The organism is Arthrobacter sp., assembly GCF_031988865.1.
Lineage (GTDB): Bacteria > Actinomycetota > Actinomycetes > Actinomycetales > Micrococcaceae > Arthrobacter_B.
In genome coordinates this window covers 12,931-30,352 of the sequence record NZ_DALZXY010000038.1, presented here as the reverse complement: position 1 = coordinate 30,352, position 17,422 = coordinate 12,931, and the positions used below count along the sequence as shown (strand labels likewise).

At 66.4% G+C, this 17,422-nt stretch carries 15 protein-coding genes, 1 tRNA gene and 2 pseudogenes; 11 read left to right on the top strand and 7 right to left on the bottom strand.

Features of this window, described 5'->3' with window-relative positions; genetic code table 11:
• The first annotated feature begins 1,061 nt into the window (after positions 1–1,061).
• Positions 1,062–1,928 (top strand): alpha/beta hydrolase, encoded by an 867-nt coding sequence (locus RTN46_RS08870; RefSeq protein WP_312180662.1) that lies wholly within the window; start codon positions 1,062–1,064, stop codon positions 1,926–1,928.
• A 293-nt stretch (positions 1,929–2,221) separates the two neighbouring features.
• Here the strand turns inward: RTN46_RS08870 and RTN46_RS08865 are convergent.
• The 4 genes and pseudogenes from RTN46_RS08865 to tmk form a co-directional block, all read right to left on the bottom strand.
• Positions 2,222–2,294 (bottom strand) — tRNA-Thr (locus tag RTN46_RS08865).
• 165 nt (positions 2,295–2,459) lie between these two features.
• Complete coding sequence (locus RTN46_RS08860; protein WP_312180660.1) at positions 2,460–4,034, bottom strand: alpha/beta hydrolase; 1,575 nt, start codon at positions 4,032–4,034, stop codon at positions 2,460–2,462.
• A gap of 44 nt (positions 4,035–4,078) precedes the next feature.
• Positions 4,079–5,221, bottom strand: a complete 1,143-nt coding sequence (locus RTN46_RS08855) for a DNA polymerase III subunit delta' (protein WP_312180659.1) — start codon at positions 5,219–5,221, stop codon at positions 4,079–4,081.
• Positions 5,218–5,827 (bottom strand): annotated as a pseudogene (tmk, locus tag RTN46_RS08850) (dTMP kinase). The gene RTN46_RS08855 and the pseudogene tmk overlap by 4 nt, the downstream one beginning before the upstream one ends.
• Before the next feature lie 190 nt (positions 5,828–6,017).
• Between tmk and RTN46_RS08845 the strand changes: the two are divergent.
• Complete coding sequence (locus tag RTN46_RS08845; RefSeq protein WP_312180658.1) at positions 6,018–7,172, top strand: aminotransferase class I/II-fold pyridoxal phosphate-dependent enzyme; 1,155 nt, start codon at positions 6,018–6,020, stop codon at positions 7,170–7,172.
• 9 nt (positions 7,173–7,181) lie between these two features.
• Positions 7,182–7,505 (top strand): DUF2516 family protein, encoded by a 324-nt coding sequence (locus tag RTN46_RS08840; RefSeq protein ID WP_312180657.1) that lies wholly within the window; start codon positions 7,182–7,184, stop codon positions 7,503–7,505.
• A 16-nt stretch (positions 7,506–7,521) separates the two neighbouring features.
• On the opposite strand, the gene RTN46_RS08835 is transcribed toward RTN46_RS08840, so the two are convergent.
• The gene (locus tag RTN46_RS08835) at positions 7,522–8,304 is read right to left on the bottom strand and encodes a class I SAM-dependent methyltransferase (protein WP_312180655.1); all 783 of its coding nucleotides are present in this window, start codon (positions 8,302–8,304) and stop codon (positions 7,522–7,524) included.
• A gap of 172 nt (positions 8,305–8,476) precedes the next feature.
• On the opposite strand from RTN46_RS08835, the gene RTN46_RS08830 reads away from it, so the two are divergent.
• Positions 8,477–9,229 carry a phosphoglyceromutase gene (locus tag RTN46_RS08830; RefSeq protein WP_312180654.1) on the top strand — a complete coding sequence of 251 codons (753 nt, stop codon included), beginning with the start codon at positions 8,477–8,479 and terminating at the stop codon, positions 9,227–9,229.
• A 76-nt stretch (positions 9,230–9,305) separates the two neighbouring features.
• Here RTN46_RS08830 and phoU read toward each other — a convergent pair whose 3' ends face one another.
• Positions 9,306–9,968: a phosphate signaling complex protein PhoU gene (gene phoU, locus RTN46_RS08825; RefSeq protein ID WP_312180653.1), complete on the bottom strand. Its 663-nt coding sequence runs from the start codon at positions 9,966–9,968 to the stop codon at positions 9,306–9,308.
• Between the two features lie 174 nt (positions 9,969–10,142).
• Between phoU and RTN46_RS08820 the strand changes: the two genes are divergently transcribed.
• Both RTN46_RS08820 and RTN46_RS08815 read left to right on the top strand, forming a co-directional pair.
• Positions 10,143–11,336, top strand: a complete 1,194-nt coding sequence (locus tag RTN46_RS08820) for an ATP-binding protein (RefSeq protein WP_312180652.1) — start codon at positions 10,143–10,145, stop codon at positions 11,334–11,336.
• A gap of 4 nt (positions 11,337–11,340) precedes the next feature.
• Positions 11,341–12,018: a response regulator transcription factor gene (locus tag RTN46_RS08815; RefSeq protein ID WP_312180651.1), complete on the top strand. Its 678-nt coding sequence runs from the start codon at positions 11,341–11,343 to the stop codon at positions 12,016–12,018.
• A gap of 119 nt (positions 12,019–12,137) precedes the next feature.
• Here RTN46_RS08815 and RTN46_RS08810 read toward each other — a convergent pair whose 3' ends face one another.
• Complete coding sequence (locus RTN46_RS08810) at positions 12,138–12,725, bottom strand: hypothetical protein (protein WP_312180649.1); 588 nt, start codon at positions 12,723–12,725, stop codon at positions 12,138–12,140.
• Between the two features lie 241 nt (positions 12,726–12,966).
• On the opposite strand from RTN46_RS08810, the gene RTN46_RS08805 reads away from it, so the two are divergent.
• From RTN46_RS08805 to rlmB, 5 genes and pseudogenes are all read left to right on the top strand, one after another.
• The gene (locus RTN46_RS08805) at positions 12,967–13,449 is read left to right on the top strand and encodes a CarD family transcriptional regulator (protein ID WP_312180648.1); all 483 of its coding nucleotides are present in this window, start codon (positions 12,967–12,969) and stop codon (positions 13,447–13,449) included.
• Positions 13,450–13,549: 100 nt separating this feature from the next.
• A pseudogene (gene ispD / locus RTN46_RS08800) lies at positions 13,550–14,300 on the top strand (2-C-methyl-D-erythritol 4-phosphate cytidylyltransferase).
• 4 nt (positions 14,301–14,304) lie between these two features.
• Positions 14,305–14,790 carry a 2-C-methyl-D-erythritol 2,4-cyclodiphosphate synthase gene (ispF, locus tag RTN46_RS08795; protein ID WP_312180647.1) on the top strand — a complete coding sequence of 162 codons (486 nt, stop codon included), beginning with the start codon at positions 14,305–14,307 and terminating at the stop codon, positions 14,788–14,790.
• Positions 14,791–14,840: 50 nt separating this feature from the next.
• Positions 14,841–16,283, top strand: a complete 1,443-nt coding sequence (gene cysS / locus RTN46_RS08790) for a cysteine--tRNA ligase (RefSeq protein ID WP_312180646.1) — start codon at positions 14,841–14,843, stop codon at positions 16,281–16,283.
• Between the two features lie 99 nt (positions 16,284–16,382).
• Complete coding sequence (rlmB, locus tag RTN46_RS08785) at positions 16,383–17,369, top strand: 23S rRNA (guanosine(2251)-2'-O)-methyltransferase RlmB (RefSeq protein WP_312180644.1); 987 nt, start codon at positions 16,383–16,385, stop codon at positions 17,367–17,369.
• Positions 17,370–17,422: the final 53 nt, after the last annotated feature.

The window sequence follows — 17,422 nt, the reverse complement described above, 5'->3', positions numbered from 1 at the left end:
CCGGTTTGGGACTTTCCCTCCGGGGCGCCGCGGCAGGAATTTCCCATCACGGCCGGATTGTCCCAAAGCGGAGGGTAACCGGGCGCAAATCGGCCGGTTTTTCCCAATGTGGAGGGTGGCAGGGCCCAGGACGGCCGGATTGTCCCAAAGCGGAGGGTAACCGGGCCAAAATCAGCCGGATTGTCCCAAAGCGGAGGGGAACCGGCCCAGAATGGGTGGTTTTTCCCAAAGTGGAGGGGAACGGAGCCCAGGACGGCCAGCGTTGGCTGGCTGGGCGGGGGTCCGGGGTGGTTCCCGTTTCCCTCCGTTTTGGGGTTTTCCATCCGGTTTGGGACTTTCCCTCCGGGGCGCCGCGGCAGGAATTTCCCATCACGGCCGATTTGTCCCAAAGCGGAGGTTAACCGGGCTCAAATCGGCCGGATTGTCCCAAAGCGGAGGGCAGCGGCCCCAGACCGGCAGGCTCCTTCGCCCGGACTTCCCGCTCCGCCACGCGTTCCCAGCCTATTTTCCCTGTGACAGCCGGGGGCACACCTGCCACAAGAAGACACCAAACAGTGGGAAGCTGTATCCCGCCGCGGACGAAGCCTGGCACCGCCAGGTTAAGAGCGGCCTCAACGGGCCGACCTGGACGGATCTTCGCAGGGGGCGCGAAGCTGCGGAGTGGAATCCGGCGCAGGGGCGCGAAGCTGTGGAACGGAAACCGGCGCAGGGACGCGAAGCTGCGGAGTGGAATCCGGCGGAGGGGCGCGAAGCTGCGGAGTGGAATCCGGCGCCAGGGTGCGGAGCTGGCGCCCGGGGCAGTCCGGCAGACGCCAAGGGCAGCCGGCGGCACACTTCCGGGGCAGCCCGGCACACGCCCGGGGCAGCCCGGCACACGCCAGGGGCAGTCCGGCACACCACCGGGGCAGCCCGGCACACTTCCGGGTTATGGACGAGCCCCGGATACGTTGACAAATGCGCGCTCCGACGGTTGGCTTGCTCCACCCGCGGGTTGGGCCGGTGGCGCACAAGCGGCCCACCAGCAGCACGTAAACTGCCGACGAACTAAAGAGAGCAGCACCATGAGCCAGCGCTCAGCCACCCATGTCCTGGAGGTTCCGGGAGCCCGTATCGTTTACGACGTCGCGGAGGTCAGGAAGAGCGCTGAGCCGCCGCTGCTGCTGTTCGGCTCGCCCATGGACGCGAGCGGATTCGCTGCCCTGGCGGCCCGGTTTCCAGACCGCACCACCGTCATGTATGACCCGCGGGGAACGGGGCGCAGCGAAGCTTCCACAATCGAGTCCACACCGGAGCTGCACGCACAGGACCTTCAGGCGCTGGCCATAGAGCTTGGCAGTCCGCAGCTGGACATGTTCGCCAGCAGCGGGGGAGCAGTCAACGCGCTGGCCTTCGCTGCCGACTCCGGGAGCCTGCTCGGCGTCCTCGTGGTGCACGAACCTCCGCTGGCACAGATCCTCCCGGACCGTGAGGCTGCACTCTCCGGCATCGACGCGATTTTGCAGGCCTATCAGGAAAGCGGCTTGGGACCGGCGATGTCACGGTTCATGGCGTACGCAGGCTGGCAGGGTGAATTCCCCTCCGACGGGCTGCTGCCCGCTGCGGACGCCCGGAATCCGGGTGCTGCCGAAGCGGACGACGGCGTTCGGGACGACCCACTGTTCGCGGGGAACCTGCGGACCTGCACGTACTTTCAGCCGGACTTTGCAGTGCTCCGCGATGGGCCGGCCAGCATCGTTGTGGGGGTGGGCGCGGCTTCCGCCGGAACTATGGCGGCACGCGCCGCTGCCGCCACCGCAGGCCTGCTCGGAACAATGCCGGTGACTTTTCCAGGCGGACACGGCGGCTTCCTGGACGAGGAATTCGGTCCGGGGGCCGGAGATCCGGATGCCTTTGCCGAGGTGCTGCGCCAGGTGCTGGATGGCAGATAGGAATCAGCCTTAACTGCGCGGTGCTTCCGGACAGCGCCCCGCAGCTGGCGGAGGAGTCCAACGAAACCGAAGACAATAGGCATAACCGCGATGATCCCGGCCACAGGATCGTTGACGAAAAGCAGGATGCACACACCAAAAAAGATGTGCAGGCAGTAGCCGGCCGCCCGCACGGATTCGGGGCGCCTCCGGACGGCGGCGGTGACGTTGGCGATAATTGCTCCCAAGTGTTTCCGGGCTCCTGGTGCAGCAAAGCCCCCGGAACCGATGGTTCCGGGGGCTTTGCCTAGGGGAGCCTCCTGCCAGAATCGAACTGGCGACCTTCTCATTACGAGTGAGACGCTCTACCAACTGAGCTAAGGAGGCGGGCTTCCTCCGAACCGGCTAACGGCCAGAATCCACAAGGAATAACTTTATACGGCGGGAGCACCCGGGTCAAAAGCGCTGTCTGGACAGCGGGAGGAGCAGGCCGCAGCCGGCACCCGGAGGAGCAGGAAAACACCCCGGATGCCGGCCCGCCAGCGGTGCGTCCTAGGAACAGACGGTGCCGTCCTCGGGCACAGTTCCGTCACTGAAGTAGTCGTCCACGGCGTCGGCAATGCACTGGTTGCCGCGGCCGTAGGCGGTGTGGCCTTCGGCCTCCCATGTGAGGAGAACGGCCGAGTCAAGCTGTTCCGCCAGCGCCTGGGACCACTCGTACGGTGTCGCCGGATCGCCGGTGGTGCCGATGACCAGGATTGGTGCTGCGCCCTCAGCACTGATCCGGTGCGGTTCATTGACCGGGGGATAGGGCCAGTCTTCACAGGTCAGGCCGCCGTAGGCCAGGAACCGGCCAAGCGTTGGGGAGGCTTCTTCGAGCTCTGCGGCGTCAATGTCCATCTGCGCGCGGTCTGTTTCCATGGGGTAGTCCAGGCAGTTCACAGCGCTGAACACCTCGGAGGAGTTGGAGGAGTACGTGCCGTCCTCGTTCCGCTCCGCGCCCAGGTCCGCGAGCATCAGCATGGTGGTGGGGTCCCCACGCAGGGCAGAGGTGAGTGCCTGGGTGAGCGCGGGCCAGTTGGCGTCGTTGTACAGCGGCAGGATGAACCCGCTCACGAACGTCGAGGCGTTAACCTCCCGCCCGTCAGCGGCGGTCATGGGGCTGGCTTCCACGGAAGCGATGAGATCGCGGATGGTCTGGATGCCGTCGTCGACGCTGCCTTTCAGCGGGCAGTTGGAGGAGGACTGGCAGTCCTCGACATAGGACCTGATTGCTTTCTCGAAGGCCTTGGCCTGGCCGAGGGTGATGTCCTCGTTGCTCGCCGACGGATCAATTCCGCCATCAAGCACCATCCGGCCGACCGTCTCCGGGAAAAGCTCGGCGTACGTTGCTCCGAGGAAGGTGCCGTAGGAGAAGCCCAGGTAGTTCAGCTTCGGATCACCGGCGACCGCACGGAGAATGTCCATGTCCCGCGCGGCGCTTTCCGTGTCCACGAAGCCAAGGAGCTCCCCGGATTCGGTGGCGCACTGCTCTGCGTAGTCGCGGGCGCTTTCCTTGGCTTCTTCGTAGCCTGCGTCCGTGGACGGGTCGAGCGATTCACTGCGTGCAGCGTCGAGTTCCTGGTCGGTCAGGCAATCCACCGGGGTGGAACGTCCGACGCCGCGCGGATCGAAGCCCAGGACGTTAAAGTCATCGCGCAGCCGGCCGGTGGTCACTCCCTCGAGGGACTCCAGGACAGTGTCATAGCCGGAGCCGCCCGGCCCGCCCGGGTTGAGCAGGACGGTGCCTTCCGCGGTGTCGCGGGCTTCGGACAGGATTACTTCCAGTTCGATGCTGCTGCCGTCAGGATCCGCGTAGTCCATGGGGACTTCAACGGTGGCACAGAGGAACGAGTCCTCACAGGCCTCCCACACGACGTTCTGCGAGTAGTACTTTTCCAGCTCTGCAGGGACTTCACCGATGACTTCCGGCGCCGCGGACTGCGTGCCTTCTTCCGGACCGTCGGAGTCGCCCGGCGTGCAGGCAACCAGGGAGGCCAGCACGACGGCGGCTGCACCAGCGGCTGCTGCGGCGCGGCGCAGGGGGCGGACAGAGAGTGTCCGGGGACGGCGTCGTACGGGGGTCATTGCGGCGGCTCCTGGGTACTTGGGGGTCCTGGTGCGGGGATAAATCACAAAAGGCTGACGGCCATCGCCTCGATGGCCAGCAGCGGGGCCACGTTGGTGGTGACCAGGCGCCGTCGGACGGCATTGATTTCTTCCATGCGCGCCAGGGTGAGCTCGGGCGTGCCACGGGAAGCGAAGTCCTCGAGCTCGGGCCGGAGCGCCTCGTTGACCAGGTCCGTGCCGGAGTCCAGCTGCAGCACCAGGGCATCGCGGTAGAAGGAGAGCAGGTCAGTCAGCGCGCGGTCGAAGTAGTCGTTCTTCGAGCGTTTCGCCCGGCGTACCTGGTCCTCTTCAAGCCGTTTGACCTGGCTGCGCATGGACGGCGGCAGGGTGCCCGTTTCCGGAGCGCCGAGGGACGCCAGCAGCGCCGTCTTTTCCTCGGCGTCGCGCTGTTCGAAGGAGCTCGCAGCCTCTGCCTCGGCCAGGGCCACCAGATCGGCGGCGACCTTCATGGCGCCCGAAACGCTGCGCAGGGACAGCGGAAGACGGACAATCTTCTCGCGCCGGGCCCTGGCACCTTCGTCGGTGGCCAGGCGCTTGGCCACACCAACGTGGCTCTGTGCAGCCCGGGCAGCCTCTTCGGCCACAGTGGCGTCGATCCCGTCGCGGCGGACCAGGAGTTCGGCAACGTCGGCCACCGGCGGAAGCCGCAGGCCTACTGGGCGGCAGCGGGATCGGATGGTCACCAGGACGTCCCCCGGGCTGGGGGCACAGAGGAGCCAGATGGTCCGCGGCGGCGGTTCCTCGATCGCCTTGAGCAGCACGTTGGTGCTGCGTTCCTGCATCCGGTCGGCATCTTCAACGATCAGCACCCGCCAGCGTCCGGTGGAAGGTTTGTCCTGCGCCTTCTTCACCAGTTCGCGGGCCTCATCAATGCTGATCGTGACCTTCTCCGTGGTAACCGAAGAAACGTCAGGGTGGGAACCGGCCAGCGCGGTGCGGCAGGCCCGGCATTCCCCGCACCCGCGGGCAGCGGGGTCCGCCTGCTCACACAGCAGCGCTGCCGCGAAGGCGCGGGCGGCGTTCGAGCGGCCGGAACCCGGCGGGCCGGTGAACAGCCAGGCGTGGGTGGGGCGTTCCTCGGCGGCGGCCCGGCGCAGCTGCTCGACGACGGGTGCCTGTCCCTGGAGATCGTCCCAGACGCTCACAGCAGTCCGCCGATCCGGGTCAGTATCTTTTCCGCCAGCACGGCGGCCGGCAGGCGGGCATCCAGCACCAGGTACCGCTCGGGCGCGGCCTCGGCAACAGCCAGGAACGCGGCCCGTATGCTGCCATGGAACTCGTCCGGTTCGGATTCCAGACGGTCCTCGGCCGTGTCCTGTGCCGTACGGCGGATCCAGCAGGACGGTCAGGTCCGGAGCCAGGCCCTCGGTGGCCCAGTCGTTGATTCCGCGGACGGCGTCAGTTCCCAGCCCGCGTCCGGCCCCCTGATAGGCGACGGAGGAATCGATATACCTGTCGCAGACCACAACGTCACCGCGCAGCAGCGCGGGCCGGATCACCTGCTGCACATGGGCGGCGCGGGATGCCGCGAAGATCAGCGCTTCGGTCCGGGGATCAATCTCGCCGTGGCCGTGCTCCAGCACCAGCCCCCGCAGCTTTTCACCCACCGGGGTTCCGCCGGGTTCGCGGGTACGGACAACGGTATGCCCTGCCTGCTCCAGGGCTTTCGTGAGCAGAGAAGCCTGCGTCGACTTACCGGCGCCGTCGCCGCCTTCAAAGGCAATGAACAGGCCGGCGGAAGGTTCAGAAATACTCACCCGCATAGCCTACCCAGTAAGGCTGGGAACGCCGTGCCCGCGGTTCGCCGGCGGGCGGGGACCTGCAGATCAGGATGTCAGCCATCTCACCGGGCCCGGCTGCCGCAACAGGGGCGCCGCAACATAAGGACCGCCGGTGAAACCTTCGGCGGTCCGAAACCCGGCGGGGTCTAGGCTGAAAACCATGAGCACAGCCACCGAGCCGAAACGGCATGCCGCGAACCTGTCACCCGAAACCGTCGCAGTGTCCGCCGGACGGCCGCAACGCACCGCGGACGCAGCCGTGAATCCACCGATCGTCCTGAGCTCGACGTTCCTCGGCACGGGGGAAACCCGCAGCGGCGACCGGGTCTACGGCAGGTTCTCCAATCCCACCTGGGATCCGTTCGAGGAGGCGCTGGGCGCCCTGGAGAATGCGGACCTGCCCGCACTGGTTTACTCTTCCGGGCTGGCTGCGGTAATTGCTGCAATGTCCCTGATCCCCGCCGGCGGAACCCTGGTGATGCCCAGGCACAGCTACCAGGGATCGCTGCTGCTGGCGGCCGGGGAGGCACAGAACGGCCGGATTAGCGTCCGCACCTTGGATATCGCGGACACCGCTGAGGTTATTGACGCGCTGGACGGCGCTGCCATGCTGTGGCTGGAAAGCCCCACCAACCCGATGCTGGAGGTCGCCGACATCCAGGCCCTGGTCACGGCGGCGCACGCCGCGGGTGCACTAGTGGTCGCGGACAACACGTTCTCCACGCCCCTGGTGACCAGGCCGCTCGACCTGGGTGCCGACGTCGTTGTCCATTCGGTAACCAAATATCTCTCCGGCCATTCCGACGTCGTCCTGGGGGCGGCGGTTACTTCCGATCCCGGGCTGCGGGAACAACTGCTGAGCTATCGCTCCCTGCACGGTGCCATCGGTGGACCGTTCGAGGTGTGGCTCGCCCTGCGCGGCCTGCGCACCCTGGCCCTGCGGGTGGAGCGGTCGATGGCGACGGCCCTGGAGCTCGCGGTGCGGCTGCAGGCACATCCCGGAGTGGAAAGCGTCCGTTACCCCGGACTTCCCGACGATCCCGGGCATGCCAGGGCTGCCAGCCAGATGAACGGTTTCGGGTCGATCCTTTGTATTGAAGTCGCCGGCGGCGCTGCGGCGGCGGACGCAGTTACCGAAAAGGTGGAGCTCTGGCTGCCGGCCACTTCGCTGGGCGGCGTGGAGTCACTGATCGAGCGGCGGCGGCGGCAACCGGCCGAACCGGTGTCCGTTCCGGAGAACCTGCTGCGGCTTTCCGTGGGGATCGAAAACGTCGAGGATCTTTGGAGCGACCTTGAGCAGGCCCTTACGCGGTAGGCTGGCCCAGTGATACTAGTCTTTGAGCTGCAGAACCTGCTCTACCTGGCACTCGGCGTTATTGCGCTGGGAATGGAACTGTGGGCATTTGCGGACTGCGCCCGGCGCAAGCCCGCTGATTTCGAACGTGCCTACAAAAAGACCAAGGGGTTCTGGATGGGCCTGACCGGCGGTGCCGCCGCCATTGGCCTGCTCTCGGTCCTGCTGTTCGGCCCGCTGGCACTGCTGCTCTTCGAGCTGGCGGCCGTGGTCGCTGCGGCGGTGTACCTGGCGGACGTTAGGCCTGCCCTTAACGAGTCCAAGGGGCGCGGCGGTACCTACGGTTCCTGGTAGCACCTGCACCCCGCACCTAGGCCACTGAATGGACGGCCTGTGAAGGTGCGACGGCGCTCCACGCGACAGTGATTTCGCCCAAGCGCCAGCGGCTCGGGCCCGTCAGCAGCGGCCAGCCCTGACTGCGCAGCATCCGGCACATTGTGATCCAGCGTTGGCGGGCCCCGTAGGATGCCATCGGCGCAGCTTCGCCCCAGGCCTTGTCCATCGCCTGCAGGAAGGCGTGCACCCGCTCGCCGGGGATATTGCGGTGGATCAGTGCCTTCGGCAGGCGCTCGGCAACGTCGGAGGGCCGCTGGAATGAGCCGAAATGCAGCGAGATGCTGAGTGAGACGGGGCCGCTTGGGTCCAGCACCACCCACGTGGATCGCCGGCCAATCTCGTCGCAGGTGCCGTCGATGAAAATCCCGCCCACGGCCAACCGGCTGCAGACCATGTCCCAGTGGGCTTGATACTCATCTTCGTTGTACTGCCGCAGCACGTTGAACGCCCGCACCATCACCGGCCGCCGGCCGTCTACCGGAAGCTCAAATCCGCCCTGGCGGAAGGTCAGGCCGGACCGTTCGAGCGGTTTGGCGGCGCGGACCCGGTCCGGATCAATTTCGATGCCCATCACGGCCACGTCCGCCCGCACACAGCCCATCCGGCTGTGCAGTTCCACCGCCGTGGTTGGGCTCGCGCCGTAACCGAGGTCAATGACGAGCGGGTCAGCCGCCCGTCGCAGGCGCCACGCTTCGGGGCCAGCCAGCCAGCGGTCCACACGGCGCAACCGGTTGGGGTTTGTAGTGCCCCGGGTCACGTTTCCTACGGGTTTATGGTGATTTTTCACCAAACAATATTACGCGCCGGCAACCCGTGCCTATGAACGGGCTGCGCGGCCCCACGGGCCACCGGATAACCCCGGCCATATAAGGAGCGATGGTTACGCCGGCGCCCTGCCCGGCACCAGCCCTCTCCGATACGATGCTTTTATGACCTACAAAGTGATCCTTCTGCGCCACGGGCAGAGTGAATGGAATGAAAAGAACCTCTTCACCGGCTGGGTGGACGTAGACCTCACGGACCTGGGCCGGACCGAAGCGCTCCGCGGCGGAGAGCTCCTGGTGGAGAACAACATTCTCCCGGACGTCCTCTACACCTCCCGGCTGCAGCGGGCCATCAACACAGCCAACATCGCCCTCGGTGCGGCAGACCGGATCTGGATCGACGTCAAGCGCAGCTGGCGCCTGAACGAGCGGCACTACGGTGCGCTCCAGGGCAAGGACAAGGCTCAGACCCTGGCCGAATACGGTGAGGAGCAGTTTATGCTTTGGCGCCGGTCCTACGACACTCCGCCGCCGCCCCTGCCGGACGACAGCGACTTCTCCCAGGCGCACGACCCGCGTTACGCGGACCTCAGCGGGGACGAGCTGCCGCGGACCGAATGCCTCAAGGACGTCCTCGACCGTTTCCTGCCGTACTGGGAGAACGAGATCTCGAAGGACATCTTGGCCGGCAAGACCGTGATGATCGCCGCGCACGGCAACTCGCTGCGCGCCCTGGTCAAGCACCTGGACGGGATTTCCGACGCCGACATTGCCGCCGTCAACATCCCCACCGGCATCCCGCTGGTGTACGAGCTCGATGAAAACCTCAAGCCGGTCAAGGCCGGCGGCACCTACCTGGACCCGGAGGCCGCCGCGGCGTCCATCCAGGCAGTGGCGAACCAGGGCAAGAAGAAGTAGGCCCAGCCACGCTACATGCAGAAAGGCGCCCCCCCCGGACGGGAGGGGCGCCTTTCTGCATGGCTCAGGGAAAGGGCTAGAGCGGGCTCTCCGAAATCGGCTGCCACTCGCCGGTCACGAGGTAGCTGACCTTGCGGGTCACGGACACACCGTGGTCGGCGAACCGCTCGAAGTACCGGCTGGCGAGCGTCAGGTCCACGGTGGTGACCGGTGAAACATTCCAGTCCGGAGAAGCAATGGACTTGAACACACTGACGTGGAGTTCATTGATCCGCGCGTTGTGCGCGTAGATGTCCTTGCTCAGTTCCAGGTTGCGGGTTTCCAGGAGCTCGGTCAGGAGTTCGGAGATGGCGATATCCAGACGGGCCATCTCCTTGAAAGTCTCCACCATCGCGTCCGGAACCACATTGGCCGGGTAGCGCAGGCGGGCCAGCTGGGCGACGTGGCGGGCCAGGTCTCCCATGCGCTCCAGCGAGGCGCTCATCCGCAGCGAACCTACGATCATCCGCAGGTCGCTGGCCACCGGCCCCTGGAGGGCCAGGATGTCGATAGCCCGCTCGTCGAGGTCGTTCTGCAGGAAGTCAATGCGCGCATCAGCGGCGATCACGTCCTGGGCCAGCTCGGTGTCTGCCGTCTCGAACGCCATCGTGGCCTTCTTCATCGCCTCGGTGACGAGCTGCGAAATCTGGGTCAGCCCTTCGCCAATCTGGTGAAGCTCGGCCTGGAAAACCTTGCGCACTGATGCGTCCTTTCGATGAACTCTTACACAGCCGGCGATGCGTCGGTACGGCTCCGTCAATGGTGCCAGTATCCGGTGAACGAACGGCCCCCTTGAAGTGAACGTTAGTTTAACGCTTTGGTGAATGCCACCGGAGCGCAGTTCGGCGGCGTCCGGTCCGCCTAAGCTAAGACTGTGAATCCTGTTCTGCTGGGCCTGATGTCAGGCATCCTCGGCTTGGCCGTTGGCGTCTTCGGCGTTGTCGCCTACATGTCCAGTCAGCGGCACCGCCGCGAGCTGGCGGAGGTGGATGAGCCTGCGCTCTCCGAAGGTGCTGCCGAGATCCTCGGTGTCCTCGGCCGCGCCTATATCGTGGTGGACGGTATCGACGGCGTGGTCCGGGCCAGTCCGGGCGCGTACGCCTTCGGCCTGGTCCGCGGACACACGCTGATGCAGGAGGAAGTGCTGGCGCTGACCGCGAGGGTGCGCCGGGACGGTGTGGTCGAAGAGAGGAACGTCGAACTGCACCGCGGCCTGCTGGGCCAGAGCAGCCTGATCCTCCAGCTGCGGGTCGCGCCGATCGCCGAGGAGTACATCCTGATCCTGGCCGATGACCGGACCGAAGCCACCCGCACCGAGGAGATGCGCAACGACTTCGTCGCCAACGTGTCGCATGAGCTGAAAACCCCGGTCGGCGCAATCTCCCTGCTGGCGGAAGCCATCGACGGTGCCGCCGCGGATGAGGAGGCGGTGCGCCGCTTCGCCCGCCGGATGCACAAGGAAACCGTCCGCCTCGCCGCCCTGGTGCAGGACATCATTGAGCTGTCCCGGCTTCAGGGGGCCGACATGGTTGACCATGCGGAGCCGGTGGACATCAACGAACTGGTCTTCCAAGCCGTCGAAGCCAACCGTCTCCCGGCCGAAAACAGGAACATCACCCTGGTGGTGGGCGGGACCGCCGAGAATCCTGTCTACGCCGACGGGCCAATGCTCACGACGGCGTTCCGCAACCTGATCGACAACGCGATCCGCTATTCCCCCGAGGGCAGTCAAGTGGGTGTTGGCATCCGCTCCCGGGACGGACTGGCCCAGGTAACGGTCACGGACCGCGGCCCCGGCATCGCCGCTGAGGACCAGGAACGGGTCTTCGAGCGTTTCTACCGCATCGACTCGGCGCGTTCGCGCAATACGGGCGGCACCGGGCTGGGGCTGAGCATCGTCAAACACGTGGTGTCCAACCACGGCGGAGAGATCAGCCTCTGGTCACAGCCCGGCCAGGGCTCGACTTTCACTGTACGGCTTCCGGAAATGGATGCCGCCGATTCCGACGAGCAGGCAGAACTGCCGCCGCGAACCAACGGCGCGCCCGCGCCGGCCAGCAAGGAGTAAGTGCTTGAGGATCCTGATTGTCGAGGACGAAGAGTCCTTTAGCGACCCGTTGTCCTACCTGCTTGAACGCGAGGGGTTCGACGTCGCCGTCGTGGATAACGGCGTCGACGCGGTATCGGAGTTTGACCGTTCCGGAGCCGATCTGGTGCTCCTCGACGTGATGCTCCCCGGCCTGTCCGGGACGGAAGTCTGCCGGGCGCTGCGGCAGCGCTCGGACGTTCCGATCATTATGCTCACCGCGCGCGACGCCGAGATCGACAAGGTGGTCGGCCTGGAACTCGGGGCGGATGACTACGTCACCAAACCGTATTCGTCGCGTGAGCTCCTCGCCCGCGTCCGAGCCGTCCTCCGCCGCCGCAGCGACGTCGGGGACTTCACCGCTGCGGCGGTTCATGCCGGACCGGTCCGTATGGACGTGGAACGGCACATGGTGAGCGTGGACGGCCAAAACGTGTCCATGCCGCTGAAGGAGTTCGAACTTCTGGAAATGCTGCTCCGGAACTCCGGCCGCGTCATGACCCGGGGCCAGCTGATCGAACGGGTTTGGGGTGCCGACTATGTGGGGGACACCAAGACCCTGGATGTGCACGTCAAACGGCTGCGCGCCAAGATTGAACCAGATCCTTCCGCCCCGCAGCACCTGGTGACCGTCCGCGGCCTCGGCTATAAATTCGAGGCCTGACCCCGGGCACAGGAAAGGCCCGTCCGGACAATGTCGCATTCAGCGTCGTTTTCCGGACGGGCCTTCCTAGTGCAGTGGCGTAGTACGCGGAACCGCGTCCCGCGTCAGCTCGCAGATGCTTACGGAGCCGCCGTGCCCGTGGGCTCGGCGGTGGGGGTGCCCGTGCCGGCTCCGGCCGGGGTGCCCGCCGCTTCGTCGGTTGCTTCACCGGTGGCTGAGGGGGAGGCTTCCGGTGTGGGCAGGAAGTCCTCGTAGTACGGAACCTGGCCGTCGACGACCGGAACGTTCAGGGTTGCGGTCTCGGATCCGGCGGTGGCTTCGGCGCGGATGCCGGTGCCCGGAACCACATTGACGGACTCGACGAGGACCTCTGCCTGGGGTGCGTCGTCATAGACCACCTTTCCGCCGGCAGGAATGTTCCAGGTCAGGTTGGATCCGCCGACCGACAGCTCAAAGTTGACCGGTTCGGTGGAGTCGTTGAGCACGGTGCCGAGCAGGCGGCCGGGCTCGCCGTCGCCGTCGCTGACAACCAGGATGTTGCGCAGCTCCAGGTCGCCGATGTCCTGGATGATGCCGTCGGACGGGGAGTACTCAGTGGTGGTTGCCTGATCGTTCACGGCACTGCAGCCGGTGGCGCCCAGCAGCGACAGCGCGATAACACCGGCGGCGGCGGTGCTCCGCGTCCGGTTCTTGGGTGTGAATCTCACAGCACAAACTCCTGATGTGTGGCGGTCGGGGGACCGGGGGAACGTTTGCTTCATAGCCTATCGGCAATCACGTAAAACAAGGATTTCGCGACGTCCGGTGCCCTTCAAAAACTCCTGGGTAGGTTACCTGTGCGAGGCGGAATACTACTCAGTTTTGAGGCCCGCGCCGCTGACCTGCGCAAACTCTTCTCGGCGTGTCGCTTGCATGCTAAACTAGAGTTCGGGAAAGGGGAAAGTCCACATGGTTTTTGAGGTTGGCGAAACAGTTGTTTATCCTCACCACGGGGCCGCGAAGATCGAAGAGATCAAGATGCGGACCATCAAGGGCGAAGAGAAGATGTATCTCAAGCTCAAGGTGGCCCAGGGTGATCTGACCATTGAAGTACCGGCTGAAAACGTTGACCTCGTTGGGGTGCGCGACGTCGTGGGCAAGGAAGGACTCGAGCACGTTTTCGATGTCCTTCGTGCCGAACTGACTGAAGAGCCCACAAACTGGTCGCGCCGATACAAGGCAAATCTGGAAAAGCTCGCCTCGGGCGACGTGATCAAGGTAGCTGAGGTCGTCCGCGACCTCTGGCGCCGCGACCACGACCGCGGCCTTTCCGCAGGCGAGAAGCGCATGCTTGCGAAGGCCCGCCAGATTCTCATTTCGGAGCTTGCCCTGGCCGAAAAGACGGATGAAGACCAGGCGGCCGCTGTGCTGGACGAAGTTCTGGCCAGCTAAGCACCCGGCTTTTGGTTGCCGGTCCCCATTGGGGGCCGGCAACTGCCGTTTAACGGCCCCGTCTGCGCCGCCCGGCCCGCGGGGCACTAGGCTTGCACACGTGTCAGAATCCATTCCCGGCCCGCAGCGTGTGGGCGTCATCCTGGTGGCCGGCGGTTCCGGCCAGCGTCTGGGCTACGGCATGCCGAAGGCGCAGGTCCCCCTGGCGGGCGAGATGCTCCTGGCCCACGCCCTCCGCGGCGTGGATGCCTCCGGCGTCGCCTCCCACATCAGTGTTGCTGTCCCGGCAGCTGATGCCGCCCTCCGGATCCTGTGCGCCTCCTTCCCGCTCAGCTGTCCCATTAACGTCGTCGACGGCGGCGCCACCCGCGCCGCCTCCGTCCGCGCCGCGCTGAACGCGCTCCCCACAGACCTCGACGCAGTGCTGGTCCACGACGCGGCCCGGGCCCTGGCGCCTGCCCAGGTGTTCCACCGGGTGGTTTCGGCCCTGGCCGCCGGAGCGCAGGCCGTGATCCCGGCGGTCCCCGTGGTGGACACGGTCAAGTCCGTGGAGGCCACCGACGGCGACGAGGCAGCGCGTCACCGGAACTCCGGACCGCTCCACACTGCGGGCCGTGCAGACACCGCAGGGATTCGACGCCGCGCTGCTGCGCCGCGCGCATGCCGAGGCAGCAGGGTGGAACGAAGCGCGGGCGGCGGCGGTCACCGACGACGCCATGCTGGCCGAAAGCCTCGGCGTTCCCGTGCACGTGGTGGAAGGCTCCGCCATGTCACTCAAAATCACCACGCCGCTGGACCTGCTGCTCGCTGAAGCCGTGCTGTCCAGCGGATCCAGCATGCAGGAGGACTAACACTGTGGATTACCTTCCCCGCACCGGCATCGGAACCGATGTCCATGCCTTCGCCTCCGACGACGCTCCGCGGCCCCTCTGGGTGGCGGGGCTGCTGTGGGAAGGTGAGCGCGGGCTAGCCGGCCACTCCGACGGCGACGTCGTCGCCCACGCCGCCGCGGACGCCCTGTTCTCCGCGGCGGGAATCGGGGACCTCGGCACCCACTTCGGCACCGACCGCCCGGAGTACGCCGGCGCGCCGGGAACCGTGCTGCTCACCGAAGCGGCCCGCCTGGTCCGCGCCGCCGGGTTCCGGATCGGAAACGTATCAGTGCAGCTGATCGGCAACCGGCCCAAGTTCAGCCCCCGCCGCGCCGAGGCTGAGGCCGTGCTGAGCGCGGCGGCGGGAGCGCCGGTGAGCGTTTCCGCCACCACCACGGACGGACTGGGCTTCACCGGCCGCGGTGAGGGAATCGCCGCCGTGGCTACCGCCGTCGTCGCCGCAGGCTAGCGGCGTAACGCGCTGGCGGACCGGGCAGCGGGGCGCGGTAGCCTAGAGCAGTGAGCCTGAGATTCTATGACACAGCAACCGCGCAGGTCCGGGACTTCGAACCCTTGGTTCCGGGGCAGGCCAGCCTGTACTACTGCGGCGCCACCGTGCAAGGACTGCCGCACGTGGGGCACATCCGCTCCGCCATCGCCTTTGACCAGCTCACCCGCTGGCTGCAGGCCCGCGGCTACCGGGTGACCGCAGTCCGGAACGTCACGGACATTGATGACAAGATCCTGGCCAAGGCCGCCGCATCGGTTGGTGCGGAGCCGGCTCCCGGCGTCGTTCCGGACGAACCCTGGTGGGCACTGGCCTATCGGTTCGAGCAGGAATTCTCCCGCGCCTATGACGCCCTCGGCGTGCAGCGGCCCACCTACGAGCCGCGCGCCACCGGCCACATCCCCGAAATGCATGCGCTGATCCAGCGCCTGATCGATGCCGGCCACGCCTACCCTGCGCTGGACAGCTCCGGCGACGTCTACTTCGACGTGCGTTCCTGGCCTTCCTACGGGGCGCTGACCCGGCAGGATATTGATGACATGCAGGCAGCGCCCGACGCCGACCCGCGCGGCAAACGCGATCCGCGGGACTTCGCGCTGTGGAAGGGCCACAAGGATTCCGATCCTGAAACCGCAGCCTGGGACAGCCCCTGGGGCCGCGGCCGGCCGGGCTGGCACCTGGAATGCTCCGCCATGGTGACCAAGTACCTCGGTCCGCGCTTCGACATCCACGGCGGCGGGCTGGACCTGCGCTTCCCCCACCACGAGAACGAAATGGCGCAGTCGCAGGCGGCCGGAGACGGCTTCGCCAACTTCTGGATGCACAACGGCATGGTCACCTTCGAGGGCGAGAAGATGTCCAAGTCCATCGGCAACACCGTGAGCCCGGCGGAAATGCTCGCCCAGGCCTCGCCGCGCGTCGTCAGGTACTACCTGGGCCAGGCCCACTACCGGTCCGTGCTGGATTACCGGCCCACCTCACTGCAGGAAGCAGCTGCGGCTGTGGAACGGATCGACGGTTTTATCGCGAAGGCCGCGGCCAAGGTGGGCGACGAGGTGCAGGGCAGCGCCGCCGATCTGCCCGCCGCGTTCGGTGCCGCCATGGATGACGACCTGAACGTTCCGCAGGCCCTGGCCGTGCTGCATGAAACCGTGCGCACCGGCAACACCGCCCTGGCGGCGTCGGACCTGGAAACCGTCCGGACCGCGCTGTCCCAGGTCCGGGCGATGACCGGTGTCCTCGGCCTGGACGCCGTGCAGGCCGGAACTGCGGCATCCGGCCCGGAACACCAGGCCCTGGACAGCCTGATCCAGGACCGGCTGCGGGAACGCAGCGAAGCGCGGGGCGCCAAGGACTGGGCCCGCGCAGACGCCATCCGGGACGCGCTTGCAGCGGCAGGAGTGGTGGTCGAGGACACGCCCGACGGCGCGCTCTGGTCGCTGGAGGCGGGTTAGGACAGTTTGTTCCCGGCCAAGCGGGTTGGGTGTGGACCACGGCGGGGAACAGGCTGCGTAAACTAGAACCAGTGCTTTCTTCTACTTAAGGTGTAACCCATGGCCAATCACGGACGACCCGGCTCGATGCGCAAAGCCAAAAAGGGCCCCAGCCAGGGCACCGGTGGCCTCGGACGCAAGGCTCTTGAAGGCAAGGGCCCCACGCCCAAGGCCGAAGACCGCCCCTATCACAAGGCTTACAAGAGCAAGCAGCTCTCGGAACGCTCTGCCGCGAAGCACGGCGGCCAGCGCCCCGGCTCCCGGAACGCTCCGGCCAAGGGCAAGGTAGCTGAAGAGGTTGTCACCGGACGCAACTCCGTGGTTGAGGCGCTGCGCGCCGGCATCCCGGCCAAGGCACTGCATGTGGCCGTGCGGATCGACATGGATGACCGGGTCCGGGAATCGCTGAAGATGGCTACCGAGCGCGGGCTGCCGGTGATGGAAACCCACAAGCCCGAACTGGACCGGATGACCAATGAGGCCGTGCACCAGGGCCTGGTCCTGCAGATCCCGCCCTACGAGTACGCCGATCCGATCGACCTCGCCGAAGAAACGATCCAGGCCTGGAAGAAGGGGCACATCAAGAACGCGCCGCTGTTCGTGGCTCTGGACGGCATCACCGACCCGCGTAACCTCGGCGCCATCATCCGTTCCGCCTCAGCGTTCAGCGCCCACGGCGTGATTGTGCCGGAACGGCGTTCCGTCGGCGTTACCGCCGCAGCCTGGAAGACCAGTGCCGGCGCGGCCGTCCGCGTACCGGTGGCCCGGGCCGGCAACCTGAACAACACCTTGAAGACCTTCAAGAAGATGGGCATCTTTGTGCTGGGCCTGGACGGCGACGGGGATGTTTCCCTGCCCGACCTGGCTTTGGCCAAGGAACCGGTCTGCATCGTCGTTGGCTCCGAAGGCAAGGGACTTTCCCGGCTGGTCCGGGAAAACTGCGACCAGATCGTTTCCATCCCCATCGACTCCGCCATGGAATCCCTGAACGCCTCCATGGCCGTGGGCATCACCCTCTACGAGGTTTCCCGGCAGCGTTCCGCCTAAGCAGAGCGGAACTCCGGAGCGGCACCCCGGACAAGAGGTAATCAGAGGCAACT

What these genes read in the sequence shown, in the direction of transcription:
- RTN46_RS08870 (WP_312180662.1), top strand. Translation starts at nt 1,062, where the DNA reads ATGAGCCAGCGCTCAGCCACCCATGTCCTGGAGGTTCCGGGAGCCCGT.
- RTN46_RS08830 (WP_312180654.1), top strand. Translation starts at nt 8,477, where the DNA reads ATGACCTACAAAGTGATCCTTCTGCGCCACGGGCAGAGTGAATGGAAT.
- rlmB (WP_312180644.1), top strand. Translation starts at nt 16,383, where the DNA reads ATGGCCAATCACGGACGACCCGGCTCGATGCGCAAAGCCAAAAAGGGC.
- RTN46_RS08845 (WP_312180658.1), top strand. Translation starts at nt 6,018, where the DNA reads ATGAGCACAGCCACCGAGCCGAAACGGCATGCCGCGAACCTGTCACCC.
- RTN46_RS08805 (WP_312180648.1), top strand. Translation starts at nt 12,967, where the DNA reads ATGGTTTTTGAGGTTGGCGAAACAGTTGTTTATCCTCACCACGGGGCC.
- RTN46_RS08860 (WP_312180660.1), bottom strand. Translation starts at nt 4,034, where the DNA reads ATGACCCCCGTACGACGCCGTCCCCGGACACTCTCTGTCCGCCCCCTG.